Origin of the sequence: Burkholderia ubonensis, assembly GCF_902833085.1 — a bacterium.
GTDB classification, from domain to species: domain Bacteria; phylum Pseudomonadota; class Gammaproteobacteria; order Burkholderiales; family Burkholderiaceae; genus Burkholderia; species Burkholderia ubonensis.
In genome coordinates, this window is the sequence record NZ_CADFEB010000010.1 from 17,193 (window position 1) to 34,170 (window position 16,978).

The 16,978-nt window shown below is 65.7% G+C and carries 14 protein-coding genes; 5 read left to right on the forward strand and 9 right to left on the reverse strand.

The genetic code is table 11. The features are described 5' to 3' along the window. Positions 1–18: 18 nt before the first annotated feature. The 3 genes from HWX31_RS26345 to HWX31_RS26355 all read right to left on the reverse strand — a co-directional run bounded on the left by HWX31_RS26345 (position 19) and on the right by HWX31_RS26355 (position 4,287). Positions 19–2,880: a fimbria/pilus outer membrane usher protein gene (locus HWX31_RS26345; protein ID WP_415493786.1), complete on the reverse strand. Its 2,862-nt coding sequence runs from the start codon at positions 2,878–2,880 to the stop codon at positions 19–21. 36 nt (positions 2,881–2,916) lie between these two features. Further along, the gene (locus HWX31_RS26350; protein WP_415493788.1) at positions 2,917–3,648 is read right to left on the reverse strand and encodes a fimbria/pilus periplasmic chaperone; all 732 of its coding nucleotides are present in this window, start codon (positions 3,646–3,648) and stop codon (positions 2,917–2,919) included. Positions 3,649–3,738: 90 nt separating this feature from the next. Then, positions 3,739–4,287 (reverse strand): fimbrial protein, encoded by a 549-nt coding sequence (locus HWX31_RS26355; protein ID WP_174964441.1) that lies wholly within the window; start codon positions 4,285–4,287, stop codon positions 3,739–3,741. 662 nt (positions 4,288–4,949) lie between these two features. Here HWX31_RS26355 and metX point away from each other — a divergent pair. The 4 genes from metX (at position 4,950) to HWX31_RS26375 (ending at position 9,274) form a co-directional block, all read left to right on the forward strand. Next, a complete protein-coding gene (gene metX, locus HWX31_RS26360) occupies positions 4,950–6,095 on the forward strand; it encodes a homoserine O-succinyltransferase MetX (RefSeq protein ID WP_174964442.1) in 1,146 nt (381 codons plus the stop codon). Continuing rightward, positions 6,092–6,700 carry a methionine biosynthesis protein MetW gene (metW, locus tag HWX31_RS26365; RefSeq protein WP_059611926.1) on the forward strand — a complete coding sequence of 203 codons (609 nt, stop codon included), beginning with the start codon at positions 6,092–6,094 and terminating at the stop codon, positions 6,698–6,700. The genes metX and metW overlap by 4 nt, the downstream gene beginning before the upstream one ends. Positions 6,701–6,831: 131 nt before the next feature. Next, entirely contained in the window at positions 6,832–8,253 is a 1,422-nt protein-coding gene (locus HWX31_RS26370; RefSeq protein ID WP_174964443.1) for an AmpG family muropeptide MFS transporter, read from the forward strand. Beyond that, complete coding sequence (locus tag HWX31_RS26375) at positions 8,243–9,274, forward strand: M48 family metallopeptidase (RefSeq protein WP_175933984.1); 1,032 nt, start codon at positions 8,243–8,245, stop codon at positions 9,272–9,274. Before HWX31_RS26370 ends, HWX31_RS26375 begins: the two co-directional genes overlap by 11 nt. A 59-nt stretch (positions 9,275–9,333) precedes the next feature. On the opposite strand, the gene HWX31_RS26380 is transcribed toward HWX31_RS26375, so the two are convergent. After that, positions 9,334–10,311, reverse strand: coding sequence for an AraC family transcriptional regulator (locus HWX31_RS26380; RefSeq protein WP_059616458.1), 978 nt, complete (start codon positions 10,309–10,311; stop codon positions 9,334–9,336). A gap of 214 nt (positions 10,312–10,525) precedes the next feature. Between HWX31_RS26380 and HWX31_RS26385 the strand changes: the two genes are divergently transcribed. Beyond that, a complete protein-coding gene (locus HWX31_RS26385) occupies positions 10,526–11,578 on the forward strand; it encodes an NAD(P)-dependent alcohol dehydrogenase (protein WP_059616460.1) in 1,053 nt (350 codons plus the stop codon). Between the two features lie 77 nt (positions 11,579–11,655). On the opposite strand, the gene HWX31_RS26390 is transcribed toward HWX31_RS26385, so the two are convergent. The 5 genes from HWX31_RS26390 to gatC form a co-directional block, all read right to left on the reverse strand. After that, complete coding sequence (locus HWX31_RS26390; RefSeq protein ID WP_059966347.1) at positions 11,656–12,429, reverse strand: exodeoxyribonuclease III; 774 nt, start codon at positions 12,427–12,429, stop codon at positions 11,656–11,658. Between the two features lie 42 nt (positions 12,430–12,471). Further along, the gene (locus tag HWX31_RS26395; protein ID WP_174961922.1) at positions 12,472–13,311 is read right to left on the reverse strand and encodes a polyphosphate kinase 2 family protein; all 840 of its coding nucleotides are present in this window, start codon (positions 13,309–13,311) and stop codon (positions 12,472–12,474) included. A 112-nt stretch (positions 13,312–13,423) separates the two neighbouring features. Continuing rightward, positions 13,424–14,896 carry an Asp-tRNA(Asn)/Glu-tRNA(Gln) amidotransferase subunit GatB gene (gatB, locus tag HWX31_RS26400; protein ID WP_059611940.1) on the reverse strand — a complete coding sequence of 491 codons (1,473 nt, stop codon included), beginning with the start codon at positions 14,894–14,896 and terminating at the stop codon, positions 13,424–13,426. A 3-nt stretch (positions 14,897–14,899) separates the two neighbouring features. Then, positions 14,900–16,390, reverse strand: a complete 1,491-nt coding sequence (gatA, locus tag HWX31_RS26405) for an Asp-tRNA(Asn)/Glu-tRNA(Gln) amidotransferase subunit GatA (RefSeq protein ID WP_174961920.1) — start codon at positions 16,388–16,390, stop codon at positions 14,900–14,902. Positions 16,391–16,459: 69 nt separating this feature from the next. Further along, entirely contained in the window at positions 16,460–16,759 is a 300-nt protein-coding gene (gatC, locus tag HWX31_RS26410) for an Asp-tRNA(Asn)/Glu-tRNA(Gln) amidotransferase subunit GatC (RefSeq protein ID WP_042586579.1), read from the reverse strand. Between the last annotated feature and the right edge of the window lie 219 nt (positions 16,760–16,978).

The following is a 16,978-nucleotide window of genomic DNA, read 5'->3' on the forward strand; positions in this document are numbered from 1 at the left end:
CACTTTGATGCAGGCGCGTCATTGCATCGCCGTCGTGCTGCAGCGTAATCGCACGCGCGTCGCCATCTTGACCTTCTCCGCGCCCGCCGGTACGGCAGGCACCACATAGGGCAAACTGCACTGGTTGGCGGCCCCGATTCCCCACTTTGCGGTCAGTTCGCCGGAGCCTTCCAGCCCGCGCAGGAATGCCATGCCGCCCTGGCCGACGCCGCCGATCGACTTTCCCGCACCATCGAACAACTGGGTACCCATCGGTAGCGGCGAGCCGTCCTGTTTTTCCATCGCCGCGAACACCGGCCGGCCGCGCACCGTGCTCATCTTCACGAATACGACCGAGTTGTTGCGTGGCACGACTTCCTCGCTCGTGTTCCCGAGTTCGACGTCGTCGGGGAGACGGGACGGGTCGATCTCGACCGTGTTGACGCGATACGGCGTAAGCGAAGGAATCACCGCATAGCCGAAACGATCGATCGATGCCCCTTGCCCGTTGACGATCTGTCCGCCCGTCGCGCCCTTCGCTTCGATCAGCGCCGCCGCCTGACCAAGCGGCGGGCTCAGCGTGACCCCTCCTCGATGCATGAGCATCGCACCGTTCGCGCCGAACGACGCCTGACGCATCCGGTTGCTGAGCGATGCGTTCGCTCTGTAGGTGCCGACAGACGACCGGTAAGTACCATAGCCGCCGAGCGAAGAGAGACGGTCGCCGTCGCCGACGATGCGTGATGCGTTGACCCCGTAGCTGAACGGCGCAATGGTTCCCTTGCTGCCGGACAGATCCATCTGAACGGCGCTGTTGCCACGCGAATCGCGCGAAGCCGAGGTGGTCAACGAATTGAAGATGCTGCTCCGCGTAGACGTCTGCTTGCCGAGCGGAATCGTCAGGTTGATGCCGACCTGGGTGACCGTCCGGTCGCCGCCGTTACGGGCGCGCTGCGCATACACCGAATACGACATGCGCCGGAATGTGCTGTTGAAGCCGACCTGAAACTGCAGATCCCGCCCCCGCTCGCCTCCCCAGTAGTCCTGCGAACTACCGGTAATGTAGATCGCACTGCGATCGCCCAGGCGCTGGTTGACGTTAACCTGAAAGCGCGTACGAGCCCGATAGTTATACTGACCAATTGAACCATTCCAATCTTTGCGCGCATTCACCGCGTCCTGGAGATTGAAGAAGTTCGACGTCGAATAGCGGTACGCGGCCACCGAAAAATTGGTTCCGGTCGACGTCATCATCTTGCTGTAGGTCACACGGGAGCTGACGCCATGGTACGTGCTCCGACCGGGCACACTCGTGTGGGCGGACGTGACGTCGAAGGCAAATGCGCCGACCGGCGTATTGAACGCCAAGCCGAACAGGCCGGAACCATAGCCGGCCGACGACAACACACCGGCATAGGCGGTGACGAGGTTCGTGATGCCGCGCTGGTAAGTCAACTGGGCGACCCACGGCTTCACATCGGAAAAACCGTCCCGGTACTGCCCGACAGTGACATTGAAGCGGTGCCGACCGGGCCGCAACAGTTGCGGAACGGCGGCGAACGGCACCGAGAAGCGCCGCACGCGCCCGTCCGATTCGGTAACCGTCACCTCGAGGTCACCGCCGTAGCCGGTGGCGGGCAGATCGTTGAACTCGAACGGCCCCGGTGAAACGGTCTCTTCATAGACCGTGTTGCCGCCCTGCCGCACGACCACCCGCGCATTGGTGTCCGCAACGCCGCGGATCGTCGGCGCATAGGCCTGCAGCGAATTCGGCAGCATGCGGTCGTCGCTCGACAACTGGGCACCGCGCACGCTGAAGGAATCGAAGATATCGCCGCTCGTGAAGCTGTCGCCGAGCACGATCTGGCTGCGCAGCGCCGTGATGTCCCGCTGAACGAAGGTTTCGAGACTACGCCAGGATACGCCCTGCCCGCGGCTCGCCCAGTTCAGCGTCGATCGGTGGCGAAAACGCCACGGACCGACATTCACGCCCGACTGCAAGCCGGTATACAGGCTGCTGAAGTTGTGCCCGTAAAAGTTGCTCTCGCTCGTGTACCCGTTGACGTTGTACTGCAGCAGCCCGACGTTGATCCCCTCGTCCCAGCGCGACGGATCGACGTAGCCTTGGGCCGTCTTGCTCATCTCGGTCTGCGGAATCGTCAGATCGAGCTTCAGATCCGCGCTATCGAACGTATACGTCGCGTCGGGTATCGTTTCGCGGAGCGCCAGGCAGACGTCCGGCCCCGACTCATGCGCGGCCGGGGCGCCGTCATCGCTTTCCGGCTTCGGTTGCTGAAGCCGGCTCGCGACCTTGTCGCCGTCGACACCGAACTGCTTCAGCATCTCGAGCGAGAAGCATGGCATGGCGACGTCGCTGCCGGGCACCGCGCGGAACAGCACGTCGTGACGCCCGCGTCCTTTGCCGTTGACGCTCACGTCGACAGCGTAATTGCCTGGCTCGACCGGATTACCCTTCGCGAAACGCGACAGATCGACGCCACTGCCGGCGAACAGCCGGGGGTTGAACGCCACCACAGTGGGATCCATCGCCGTACGAGCCGCCACGTGCATCACCGGCTCCGTCGTCGCGCGAGCCGCCACGTGCATCACCGGCTCCGTCGTCGCGCGAGCCGCCATGTACATCGCCGGCTCCGTCGTCGCGCGAGCCGCCATGTACATCGCCGGCTCCGTCGTCGCGCGGGCCGCCATGTGCAGCACCGGCTCGGCACCCGCCTGTTGCTCGGCATCGAGCCAGTCCAGCTCTGCCGCGCAAACGTCGTCGCCAAGCAAGCCCATGCCAAACGCCAGACTGACCGCCAAAGCCACCCGCCGGCGGCGAAAGACGCTCAGATCGACATCGTGAACACCGTCAAGCACGATATTTTTTGCTGCTCGAACCACTCTTCGATCCTCATCGTTTCCGACACAGTCGGCTGGTTATTCAGCTGTGGCCGAACCTGCCACCTCCGCGCCGTAATCGTTGAGTAGCTTGTAAGAAATCGCGCCTCGCGCGAGCGTGCTACGCGTACCCGGCTGCTGCGTAAACGACACATGGCCGAACGGCGCCACCATGGACGGGTCGAACTGGATTTCCTTGTCACCGGCCTTCAATGCCACATGGCTGAACGACACGTAATAGGGCGACGGATTGTCGACGCGCAGGACGCTCTGCCCTTTGCCGTCGTGCACGACCCTCCACTTCAGCAACTCACCCGAAGGCCCGTCCTGAAGCGCGGCCGGCCGGAAAAACAGCTTGATGCGCGTGCGAAAGGCAAGCTGCAGCAGATTCGTGTCTTCGGCATTCGTCGGCTGCGGAGGAATTTCCTGCACGTTGAGCCAGAACAGCGACTCGCGATCAGCCGGCAGATTCGTGCCCGTGTACATGATGCGCAACGTCTGCCCCTTTTTCGGCTCGACGCGAAACACCGGCGGCGTCAGCACGAACGGCACCTTGATCTGATCGGGATTGGCATCCGAATCACCGTCGTCGATCCACGACTGCACCAGCACGGGCGCCGTCTCGATGTTCGTCAACCGCACATTGACTTCGCGACTCTGCTCCGGGTACACGACCCGCGTACCCGTTATCACGATCGCCGCCTGGGCCGACAGCGCCGCCATGCCCAACGCAAAAGCGGCCGTGATGCCCTTCCATTTCCATGACCTCACGCAAACCTCCTTGATCGATCGTCGCGCGCACTCCGGAGGCTTCGCAGCGAAGCCTCCGGAGCCCGCTTGCGGACTACTTGCGACTCGGGATCACTGATAGGCGAGCGTGAAGCGCGCGAAGGAATTCACCTTACCCGCGGTGGTCTGGCCGGTCGCGAAGTACTGGCCGCCGTAGTACATCGTCGCGCCACGGTCGGTGCCCGTACCCGTCACGTCGTAGTACCGGCCGGTCGAACCCGCCCGAATCCCCGTACCGTCGCTGTTCACCAGTTGCACGACGACGTTCTTTGCCGCCCCATCACCCTCGAGCAGGTTCTTGAGGTTGCCGGTATCCGGATCCATGTTGGTCATCTCGAAGTGGGCAGCGACCTTGTTCACGTCAGTCGCGCAATTCGTCGCGGTGATATCGAACGACGTCGAGCCGATCGTATCGCCACGCTTCGCCAGATCGACCGTCGAGACCTTCGGCAGAATCACTTTCTTGTCCTGGTCCCCCGCCTTGATCGAACACGTGCTCGTGGTCAACTCGCCGTCGAACGTCACCTTGCCTTGCGTAACGGCCGTCTGCGCGAATGCGGTCGATGCCGCCATCGAACCCAGCAGTGCCGCAGTAAAAATACTCAATGCTTTCTTGCTCACTTGACTCTCCTACTCGAATAAAAAGTACGCCGACCTCGTCGGCCAGGTCCGCGAGACGCCGCACCGCCCATGCATGCCGCGCTTATCTCGTTCAGTTGAACCCGGGAGAAATGCTAGCGACACTATTTCCTCGGAGATATAGGACAAGTTCAAATTTGAAAGAACTCTTGTCTCCCGCATACGGCAAATCCGAGATAAGCGCACCTGATTCGCCCGAATAACGAACTTTCAATTCCTCCAATTAACAATTCACTCAACATTTGTTAATTCGATGTAACGATTTCCTTTTCACCTGATAGAGGCAGGTGATCATGAAAAGGAAAACTGCCTGCGCCTCTTCGCACGACGTTCCAGCCGCCAGCAACAGCCTCCCCATCTGTACCGGCCCGGCAGTCCCGCACGCACCGCCCGACGGATTCGCCGCCCGACGGATTTCCGCTATACTTGACGCCAGCAGCCGGCCCTCCACGGGCGGCCGGTCTGCACGACGCGCCGATTTGCTGACTCGATTGCGGGCGCGCGAACCAGCCGGGGCCTTGATTTGTCTTCGTCCCGGCGGTTCACTACAAATGCGGCTAAAGAGGTCGTCAGCCGCGCATCTCCGACTCCGCGCATCGCCGACACCGTTTAGCCGCCCAGTCATATGGCATAAGGCGGAACGAATGGAATCGATCGGCATCGTCGCTCCACAGACCATGCACTTCGCCGAACCGCTGCGCTTGCAAAGCGGCAGCGTGATCGGCAACTATCAGCTCGTCGTCGAGACGTACGGCGAGCTCAACGCCGCGCGCTCGAACGCGGTGCTCGTCTGCCACGCGCTCAACGCGTCGCATCACGTCGCCGGCGTCTACGCGGACGATCCGCGCAGCACCGGCTGGTGGGACAACATGGTGGGGCCGGGCAAGCCGCTCGACACCAACCGCTTCTTCGTGATCGGCGTGAACAACCTCGGCTCGTGCTTCGGCTCGACCGGCCCGATGAGCATCGATCCGTCGAACGGCCAACCGTACGGTGCGCGCTTTCCGGTCGTCACGGTCGAGGACTGGGTGCACGCGCAGGCGCGCGTCGCCGATGCGTTCGGCATCGAGCGCTTCGCCGCGGTGATGGGCGGCAGCCTCGGCGGGATGCAGGCGCTCGCTTGGAGCCTGATGTATCCGGAGCGCGTCGCGCACTGCATCGACATCGCGTCGACGCCGAAGCTGTCCGCGCAGAACATCGCGTTCAACGAGGTCGCGCGCTCGGCGATCCTGTCCGACCCGGATTTCCACGGCGGCGATTACTACGCGCACGGCGTGAAGCCGAAGCGCGGCCTGCGCGTCGCGCGGATGATCGGCCACATCACGTATCTCTCCGACGACGACATGGCCGAGAAATTCGGCCGCGCGCTGCGCCGCGCCGACGGCGCGCTCGACGCGTACAACTTCAGCTTCGACGTCGAGTTCGAGGTCGAGTCGTACCTGCGCTACCAGGGCGACAAGTTCGCCGACTACTTCGACGCGAACACCTACCTGCTGATCACGCGCGCGCTCGACTACTTCGATCCGGCCAAGGCGTTCGACGGCAACCTGACGGCCGCGCTCGCGCACACCAAGGCGAAATACCTGATCGCGAGCTTCTCGACCGACTGGCGCTTCGCACCCGCGCGCTCGCGCGAGATCGTGAAGGCGCTGCTCGACAACAAGCGCACCGTGAGCTACGCGGAGATCGACGCGCCGCACGGCCACGACGCGTTCCTGCTCGACGACGCGCGCTATCACAACCTGATCCGCGCGTATTACGAACGAATCGCCAACGAGGTGGGTGCATGAACCAGCAGGCGCTGAACTCCCTGTCCGCGCGCGCGGACTTCCGCACGATCGCCCGCTGGGTCGAGCCGCGCTCGACCGTGCTCGATCTCGGCTGCGGCGACGGCTCGCTGCTGGCGCTGCTGACGGAGGAACTGGACGTCTCCGGCTACGGCATCGAACTGAACGACGCGGGCGTGCTCGCGAGCGCGAAGAACGGCATCAACGTGATCCAGCAGAACCTCGAGGACGGCCTGCGCCTGTTCGAGGACCACAGCTTCGATATCGCGATCCTGTCGCAGACGCTGCAGACGATCCACCAGACCGCCGCGATCCTGCGCGAGACCGCGCGCGTCGGCCGCGAATGCATCGTGTCGTTTCCGAATTTCGGCTACTGGGCGCACCGGCTGTCGGTGCTGCGCGGCCGGATGCCGGTGTCGAAGTCGCTGCCTTACCAGTGGCACAACACGCCGAACGTCCGCGTGCTGACGATCAAGGATTTCGAGGCGCTCGCGCCCGAGGTCGGCGTCACGATCCTCGACCGCGTCGTGCTGCACGAAGGGCAGCCGATTCGATGGGGAGCGAACTGGCGTGGTAGTCTTGCTGTCTATCGCGTCAAGCGCAGCTGAGCCGGAGCGCCGTTGACGGGCGGCACGGCCGGTCACGGTCAGGCACGGCCGGTTGGCCCGGCCCGCAGCCACGCGGGCGGCTGCCGCGCGCTGCCGCCGCCATAACGTCAACGCTACCCAGTTCCATTCCCATGTCGAAAACGCCACACGAGGCGACCGCACTCACCGCTCACGAGGATCACCCCGGCTGGCGAGCATTCCTGAACACGCACATGCTGATCTGCGTGTTTCTCGGCTTCACGTCCGGTCTGCCCCTCTTCACGCTCGTCTACCTCGTGCAGGCATGGCTGCGCTCGGAAGGCGTGAACCTGAAGGAAATCGGCCTGTTCGCGCTGATCCAGTTCCCGTATACGTGGAAGTTCCTGTGGGCGCCGCTGATGGACCGCTATCTCCCGCGCCTGCCCGGCTGGCGGCCCGGGCGCCGGCGCGGCTGGATGCTGCTCACGCAGTTGCTCGTCGCGGGCGCGATCGCCGCGCTCGGCTTCGTGTCGCCGCGCGATTCGATCTGGACGGTCGCCGCGCTCACCACGCTCGTCGCGTTCTTTGGCGCGAGCGCGGACATCGTGATCGACGCGTATCGCCGCGAGTTGCTGCGCGACACCGAGCAGGGCCTCGGCAACGCGGTGCACGTGAACGCGTACAAGCTCGCCGCGCTGATCCCCGGCTCGCTGGCGCTGATCCTGTCCGATCACCTGCCGTGGGACGTCGTGTTCGCGATCACCGGCGCGTTCATGCTGCCGGGCATCGTGATGACGCTGCTCGTGCGCGAGCCGGAAGTGGTCGGCGCGCCGCCGCGCAACCTGCGCGACGCGATCGTGCTGCCGTTCCGGGAATTCATCCTGCGCGACGGCTGGGCCGGCGCGCTGCTCGTGATCGCGTTCATCTTCCTGTTCAAGATCGGCGACACGATGGCGACGACGCTGTCGACGTCGTTCTTCCTGGACATCGGCTTCTCGCGCACGGAAATCGGCATCGTCGCGAAAACTACCGCGCTCGTCGCGAGCGTCGCCGGCGGGATCATCGGCGGCGTCTGGCTCGTGAAGATCGGCATCGGCCGCGGGCTGTGGATCTTCGGTGCGCTGCAGATGGTGTCGACGCTCGGCTTCGCGTGGCTCGCGCAGGTCGGCCCCGGCTCGGCGGTGCTCGCGACGCTCTACGACTTCACGGTCGCCGCGAGCCACGCGATCGCGTCGGTGCTGTCGGTCGTCGGCATCGAGGTCACGCCGCAGCTCAGCCCGATGACGGTGGCGCTCGCGCTCGTCTACGGCTTTGAAACCTTCACGACCGGCCTGACGATGGCCGCCTTCGTCGCATACATCGCGAGCACGACCGACCCGCGCTATACCGCGACGCAGTTCGCGCTGTTCACGAGCCTCGCGTCGGTGCCGCGCACGCTCGCGTCCGCGGCGAGCGGCTTCATCGTCGCGAAGACCGGCTGGTTCGACTACTTCCTGATGTGCACCGCGCTCGCCATCCCCGGCATGATGCTGCTGTTCAAGATCGCGCCGTGGCGCGGCGACGCGCGCAATGGCGAGGCGACCCGTGCGCAGTGACCGCTTGCGCCGCATCGCGCACCTGGCCGCATCGCTGAGCGTCGGCATCGCGGCGCTCGGCGCGCACGCAGGCGACACCGGTTCCGCGGGTTCCGCGGCGGCGCCCGGCTCGGCGCCGCCGGCCGCGCCCGCGCCGTCGTCCACCCCGTCCGCGACCGCCGAGCCGGCGCAGCCGCAAGGCGCCGCCGCGTCCGCGAAAGCCTACACGCCGACGCCGCAGCAAGTGCGCTTCGGCAATGCGGTGGCGTTCCGCACGCTGATTCCGTCGCCGCTCCTCGAGCAGCTGACCGCGAACGAATACGCGCAGATCGTGCAGGCGGCGGCGCAGAACAATCGCCTGCTCCCCGCTAACCAGCCGCGCGTGAAGCGCCTGCGCGCAATCGTCGCGAAACTCGCGCCGTATTCGGTGAAATGGAACGACCGGGTCAAGACGTGGGCGTGGGACGTCAACGCGGTCCGTTCGCGCGACATCCGCGTATCGTGCCTGCCCGGCGGCAAGATCCTCGTCTATGGCGGGATGCTCGACCGCGTCCGCCTGAACGACGACGAGCTCGGCGTGCTGCTTGCGCACGGCATCGCGCATGCGCTGCGCGAGCACGCGCGCAGCAGCTTCAGCGATACGTCGCAAACGTCGCTGCGCGCGGCGGCGCTGCCGCCGCTGTTCGGCGTCGGCGATCCTCTGCCGCAGCCGCTTAACCTCGACGCGCGTCTGCAGACGCTGCGCTACGACCCGACCGACGAAACCGAGGCCGACGTGATCGGCGGCGACATCGCCGCCCGCGCCGGCTTCGACCCGCGCGCCGCAATCACGCTGTGGGACAAGCTGGCCGCTGCGACGCGCGCGAACAGGGAATCGGGCTTCATCTACACGCACCCGTACGACGCCGCGCGCCGCCAGGACCTGCTGAATCGCCTGCCTGACCTGCTGCCGCTGTATGCGAAAGCTATGGCCAAGCGCGTCGACGCGCTGCCCGACTACGCGGGAATCAGCGCGCAGCGGCGCAAGGTCTCGCGGCGCTGAGCGGATGGCGCGGCGTGCGCCGCGCGCCGACACCCGCCAGCCCGATCTCGCCGGCCGCGTTACGCGCCGACCTGTCGCTCATCCGTCCAGTAGTCGATGACCGCCCCGCCGCCGATCGTGCGGCTGCCCATCTCGCGCATCCAGCGCACCTCGTCACCGGGGCTGCGGCCGAACAATCGCTTGAACTCGCGGCTGAACTGCGACGCGCTCGCGTAGCCGACCCGCGCCGCCGCCGTGCCCGCGCCGATGCCGTCCTGCACCATCATCAGCCGCGCCTGATGCAGGCGCGTCGTCTTGACGTACTGCATCGGCGACGTCGCGGTGACGCTCTTGAACTGCGCATGGAACACCGCGACGCTCATGCCGGCCTCGCGCGCGAGCGTATCGACATCGAGGTCGCCGGTCAGGTCCGCGTGAATGCGGCGCAGCGCCTTCGCGATGCGGCCGAACTGATGCTGCTGCACGAGCGCCGCGCGGATCGCGTCGCCCTGCGCGCCGGTCAGCACGCGGTACGCGATCTCGCGCATGATCGACGGCCCGAGCACACGCGTGTCGTGCGGCGACGCGAGCGCTTCGAGCAGGCGCAGCACCGCGTCCGCGAGCGGCGCGTCGAGCGGGGTCGAATACACGCCGCGCGGCTCGCTGACGGCAACGCCGCGGGTTTCGTCGAGCAGGATCGCCAGTTCCGCGATCACCGCGAGATCGACGCGGACCGAGATCGCGAGAAACGGCTCGTCCTCGCTCGCGAACGTCTCGCATTCGAACGGCAGCGGCACCGACAGCACCAGATATTGCTGCGCGTCGTAGATGAATGACTGATCGCCGAGATAGCCGTGCTTGCGCCCCTGGCAGACGACGACGATGCTCGGCTCGTACAGCACCGGCATGCGCGGCACCGGCCGGTTCGCGCGGATGAAGCGCACGCCTTCCATATCCGCATGCGTAAAGCCCTCGTTCGGCGCGAGACGCGCGAGCAGGTCGATCATGCGGCGCTGCACACGGTCGCCGGCATCGGCAAAAAGGGGCTGGAAGCTCATCGGCGCAATCCTGGACGGCAAGAGAAACAGGCTTGCAATGTAGCACTTTGGCGCTGTTTTAGCGGGGTATTGGCCGCACTTCGAGAGAAATAGGCAAATCTTCGAGACCTTCAGGTATTTCGCGCCGACGCGGCGCTCCGTACGATGGCGTCCTGTCTCGCCGCGCCGCCATATGGCGCGACGGCAGTGACTTTTGCCGAACAAGGAGCCCCGCATGAGCACAACCTATGCCTTTGCAGCGACCGACGCCCAGTCGCCGCTTGCCCCGTTCGAATTCCAGCCGCGTGCGCTGCGCGACCTCGACGTGCAGATCGAGATTCTTTATTGCGGCGTCTGCCACTCCGATCTGCATCAGGCGCGCAACGAATGGCGGAACACGATCTACCCGGTCGTGCCGGGCCATGAAATCGTCGGCCGCGTGAGCGCGACCGGCCCGCAGGTGTCGCGCTTCAAGGTCGGCGAGCTGGTCGGCGTCGGCTGTCTCGTCGATTCGTGCCGGACCTGCCCGAGCTGCGCGGAAGGGCTCGAGCAGTATTGCGAGAACGGCTTCGTCGGCACCTACAACGGCCGCGACCGCGTGAGCGGCGACGTGACGTACGGCGGCTATTCGACGCAGATCGTCGTCGACGAGGCGTTCGTGCTGCGTGTGCCGGATACGCTCGATCCGGCCGGCGCGGCGCCGCTCCTGTGCGCGGGCATCACCACGTATTCGCCGCTGCGCCAGTGGAACGTCGGCCCGGGCAAGAAGGTCGGCATCGTCGGCCTGGGCGGCCTCGGCCATATGGGCGTGAAGCTCGCGCGCGCGATGGGTGCGCAGGTCGTGCTGTTCACGACGTCGCCGTCGAAGGTCGAGGACGGCAAGCGGCTCGGCGCGCACGAAGTGGTGATCTCGAAGGACGAAGCGCAGATGAGCGCGCACCTGAACAGCTTCGACTTCATCCTGAACACGGTCGCCGCGCAGCACGACCTGAACCCGTTCCTGCACCTGCTGAAGCGCGACGGCACGATGACGCTGGTCGGCGCGCCCGAGCACGACCACCCGTCGCCGCAGGTGTTCAACCTGATCTTCAAGCGGCGCCGCCTGGCCGGCTCGCTGATCGGCGGGATCGCGCAGACGCAGGAAATGCTCGATTTCTGCGCGGAGCACGGGATCACGTCGGATATCGAAACGATTCCGATGCAGCAGATCAATGCAGCTTACGAGCGGATGCTGAAGAGCGACGTGAAGTATCGGTTCGTGATCGATATGGCGTCGATCAAGGCGTAAGCAGCAGGCGACAAACAAAACGGGCTGCATTTCGCAGCCCGTTTTGCATCCGGCGCCCGCGCCACGCGCGGCGCGCGTCACTTCTTGTAGTCGTAATCCACCGTCAGCGGCGCATGATCGCTGAACTTGATGTCCTTGAAGATCGACGTGCTTTTCGCGGTGCCGGCCACGCCCGGCGTCGCGATCTGGTAGTCGATCCGCCACCCGACGTTCTTCGCATACGCCTGGCCGCGGTTGCTCCACCACGTGTACTGCTCGGGACGCGGATCGAGCGTGCGGAACACGTCCACGTAGCCGACGTCGTCGAACAGCTGCGTGAGCCACGCGCGCTCTTCCGGCAGGCAGCCGGAATTCTTCTGGTTGCTCTTCCAGTTCTTGATGTCGATTTCCTTGTGGACGATGTTCACGTCGCCGCACAGGATCACTTCGCGCTTCTTCTTCAGCTCGGCGAGGTGCGGCATGAATTCGTCCATGAAGCGGTACTTCGCCTGCTGCCGCTCGTCGCCGCTCGAGCCGGACGGCACGTACACCGACACGACCGACAGCTTGCCGTAGCGGGCCTCGACGTAGCGCCCCTCGGAATCGAATTCGCTGCTGCCGAAGCCGATGATCACGTCATCGGGCTCGTGGCGGCTGTACAGCCCCGCGCCGCTGTAGCCCTTCTTCTCGGCGTGATGGAAATAGCTCCTGAGGCCGTGCGGCTCGACGAATTCGGCCGGCAGGTCGTCGGCCGACACCTTGATCTCCTGCACGCACACGCAATCGGCGTTCTGCTCGCCGAGCCATTCGAAGAAGCCTTTCTTCGCGGCGGAGCGGATGCCGTTCAGGTTGGCGGTAATCACTCGCATCATGTCGGGTTTCCGTTCAATATTCGTTCGTATCGTAGCGCCTGCTTACCGGATCTTCACGCCTTCCAGCTCGGGCTTGGCCGGCGGGAATTCCAGCTTCATGTCGGTCAGCGTGCGTAGCAGCAGCTCGGCGATCATCACGTTGCGGTGCGTCTTCGAGTTCGCCGGAATCACGTACCACGGCGCATGCTCGGCCGACGTCGCGGCGAGCGCGTCGCGGTACGCGTCCTGGTACGCATCCCAGTGCTTGCGCGCATCGAGATCCGAGATGTCGAATTTCCAGTGCTTGACCGGGTCGTCGATACGCGCCTGCAGCCGGTCGCGCTGTTCGTCCTTCGAGATGTGCAGGAAGCACTTGACGACCGTCGTGCCGTTTTCGACGAGCATCGTCTCGAAGTCGCGGATCTGCCGGTAGCGGCGCTCGCACTCCTTCTCGTCGATCGCGCCCAGCACGCGCGGCACGAGCACGTCCTCGTAATGGCTGCGGTTGAAGATCGCGAGCTCGCCGGCCGCCGGCACCTGCGCATGCACGCGCCACAGGAAATCGTGCGCGGCCTCGAGCGGCGTCGGCGCCTTGAACGACACGACGCGCAGGCCGAGCGGGTCGACTTCGCGGAACACCGCGCGCACGGTGCCGTCCTTGCCGCTCGTGTCCATCCCCTGCAGCACCAGCAGTACGCGCTTCTTCTGCTGCGTGTGCAGCCGCTCCTGCTGCACGTCGAGCTCCATCGACACAGCCGACAGCCGTTCGCGGTCGGCTTCCTTCGCACCCGACGAGAACGGCTTCGCGGACGGATCGTATGTGCCGAGCGAGAACGCTGCCGCGTCCTTCTCGCGCGTGTGGTACGGCACCCGGTAATCGTCGAGCGACGGTTGTTTCGCCATGCGTTCCTCCGTGTGACGGCGCGCACGCCGCGTGCGCACCAGTTGCAACGGGCCGCCCCGAACAGGTTCGGCGGCGGCCCGTGGTCAAGCGCGATTCAGGCGCGTGCGCCGCTTACCCGAGCTTCTTCTTCAGCAGCTCGTTGACCTGCTGCGGGTTCGCCTTGCCCTTCGTCGCCTTCATCGCCTGGCCGATCAGCGCGTTGAACGCCTTTTCCTTGCCGGCGCGGAATTCCTCGACCGACTTCGCGTTCGCCGCGAGCACCTCGTCGATGATCGCTTCCAGCGCGCCGGTGTCGGAGATCTGCTTCAGGCCCTTCGCGTCGATGATGCGATCGGCGGCGGCTTCGTCGGTCGCCTTCTCGTCCCAGATCATCGCAAAGATTTCCTTCGCGATCTTGTTCGAGATCGTGCCGTCCGCAATCCGCTGCAGCACGAGCGCGAGCTGCGCGGCCGATACCGGAATCCCGTCGATCTCGATGCCGTCACGGTTCAGCTGCGACGACACGTCGCCCATCAGCCAGTTCGCGGCGATCTTCGCGTTCGCCGCACCCGCCTTCGCGACCACCGCCTCGAAGTACGCGGCCATCGCCTTGCTCGACGTCAGCACGCCCGCGTCATAGGCGGACACGCCGTACTGCTCGACGAAACGCTGCTGCATCGCGGCCGGCAGCTCGGGCATGCCGGCCTTCACGCGCTCGACCCAGTCCGCGCCGATCACGAGCGGCATCAGGTCCGGATCGGGGAAGTAGCGGTAGTCGTGCGCGTCTTCCTTGCTGCGCATCGAGCGCGTCTCGCGCTTGTCCGGGTCGTACAGGCGGGTTTCCTGCACGACTTCGCCGCCGTCCTCGATCAGCTCGATCTGGCGGCGCACTTCATAGTTGATCGCCTCCTCGAGGAAGCGGAACGAGTTCAGGTTCTTGATCTCGGCGCGCGTGCCGAATTTCTCCTGGCCGACCGGGCGCACCGACACGTTCGCGTCGCAGCGGAACGAGCCTTCCTGCATGTTGCCGTCGCAGATGCCGAGCCACACGACGAGCCCGTGCAGCGCCTTCGCGTAGGCGACCGCCTCGGCCGCGCTGCGCATTTCCGGCTCGGTGACGATCTCGAGCAGCGGCGTGCCCGCGCGGTTCAGGTCGATGCCCGTCATCCCCGCGAAGTCTTCATGCAGCGACTTGCCCGCATCTTCTTCCAGATGCGCGCGGGTCAGGTTGACGGTCTTCGAATACGCTTCCTTGCCGGCCTTTTCGTTGGCGGGCACCTGGATCGTGATCTGGCCGCCCTGCACGACCGGAATCTCGTACTGGCTGATCTGATAGCCCTTCGGCAGATCCGGGTAGAAGTAGTTCTTGCGCGCGAAGATGCTGCGCGGCGCGATGGTCGAGCCGATCGCGAGGCCGAAGCGGATCGCCCGCTCGACCGCGCCGCGGTTCAGCACCGGCAGCACGCCCGGCAGCGCCAGGTCGACCGGGCAGGCCTGCGTGTTCGGTTCCGCGCCGAACTGCGTCGGCGCGCCGGAGAAAATCTTCGAGACGGTCGACAGCTGCGCATGCGTCTCGAGACCGATGACGACTTCCCACTGAGTCATTGCTTACACCCCCGCCGGAACTTGCTTGTGCCAGTCGGTCGCGCGCTGGAACGCGTCGGCGACCTGCAGCATCCGGGCTTCGTTGAAATAGTTGCCGATGATCTGCAGGCCGACCGGGCGCTTCTCATTCGCGCCCGCGCCGAAACCGCACGGCACGCTCATGCCGGGCAGGCCCGCGAGGCTCACCGACAGCGTATAGATATCCGCGAGATACATCTGCACCGGATCGTCGCCCTTCGCGCCGATGTCCCAGGCGACCGTCGGCGATGCCGGGCCCATGATCACGTCGCAGGACTTGAACGCTTCCTGGAAATCCTGCGCGATGATGCGGCGGATCTTCTGCGCCTGCAGGTAGTACGCGTCGTAGTAGCCGTGCGACAGCACGTAGGTGCCGATCAGGATACGGCGCTTCACTTCCGGGCCGAAACCCTCGGCGCGCGACTTCTTGTACATGTCGAGCAGGTCGCCGTATTCGGCGGCGCGGTGGCCGTAGCGCACGCCGTCGAAGCGCGACAGGTTCGACGACGCCTCGGCCGGCGCGATCACGTAGTAAACGGGGATCGACAGCTCGGTCTTCGGCAGCGACACCGGCACGAGCGTCGCACCGAGCGCTTCATAAGCGTTGAGCGCCGCGTCGACCGTCGCGCGCACGTCGGCGGCGAGGCCGTCGCCGAAGTATTCGTTCGGCAGGCCGATGCGCAGGCCCGCGAGCGGCTTGCCCGCGTCGTTGCCCGGCGCCCACGGCTGGCCGAGGTGGCGCGTGAAATCCTCGTCGGCGCGCTCGAGGCTCGTCGAGTCGCGCTCGTCGAAGCCCGCCATCGCATTGAGCAGCAGCGCGCAGTCGGCGGCGCTCTGCGCCATCGGGCCGCCCTGGTCGAGCGACGACGCGAACGCGATCATCCCGTAGCGCGACACGCGGCCGTAGGTCGGCTTGATGCCGGTCACGCCGGCGAACGACGCCGGCTGGCGGATCGAGCCGCCGGTGTCGGTGCCGGTCGCGGCCGGCGCGAGGCGCGCGGCGACGGCGGCCGAGCTGCCGCCCGAGCTGCCGCCCGGCACCGCGTTGGTGTCCCACGGGTTCTTCACCGGGCCGAACGCGGAATTCTCGTTCGACGAGCCCATCGCGAACTCGTCCATGTTGGTCTTGCCGAGCGTGACCATGCCGGCCGCCGACAGGCGGGCGACGACGGTCGCGTCGAACGGGCTCGCGTAGTTCGCGAGCATCTTCGAGCCGGCGGTCGAGCGCCAGCCGCGCGTGACGAACACGTCCTTGTGCGCGATCGGCAGGCCGGCGAGCGGGCCGGCCGCGCCGCGCGCGAGCTCGGCGTCGGCGGCCTTCGCCTGCGCGAGCGTGAGGTCGGCGTCGACGTGGACGAACGCGTTCAGGTCCTGCGCGGCGTCGATCCGTTTCAGATAGTGCTGCGCCAGCTCGACGGCCGAGCATTCCTTGGCGGCGAGCGCGGCGCGCAGTTCGGTCAGGCTTTTTGCGTGCATTGAGTGGTTTTCCTGGGAATTCTGGGGCGCGTGCGGCGTGAAGCGGCGCGCACGCTTGTCATCGAACGCTTACTCGATCACCTTCGGCACGAGATACAGGCCGTCCTGCACGGCCGGCGCCGGACGCTGGTTGTCGTCGCGGTTCACAGTTTCCGTGACGGCGTCGTCGCGCAGGCGCTGCGCGACTTCCTGGATCTGTTCGATCGGATGGGCGAGCGGCGCGATGCCGGCGGTGTCGACCGCCTGCATCTGCTCGACGAGGCCGAAGAATTCATTGAGCTGGCCGAGCGTATGCTCGGCGTCGGCGTCGGCCATTTCGAGGCGCGCAAGGTGCGCGATGCGTTTCACGTCGGTCAGGGTCAGAGCCATGCAATCACCGGAAAACAGGGCGGCGCAGCGCGCGAAAAGCGGCGCTGCGGCGTGGGTTGGAGGGTGCGATCCCACCCTCAAAAATCGGGTACGAAGCGGGAAAAATACCGTCCGTTTCGATTCAAATACGGCGAAATTATAAGGTATCATTACGCGTTCGACCCAAACCCGGCAGCCTTTTCCCGTACCGCTGAGCCCCTTGTCGGCAAGCCGTGCGGG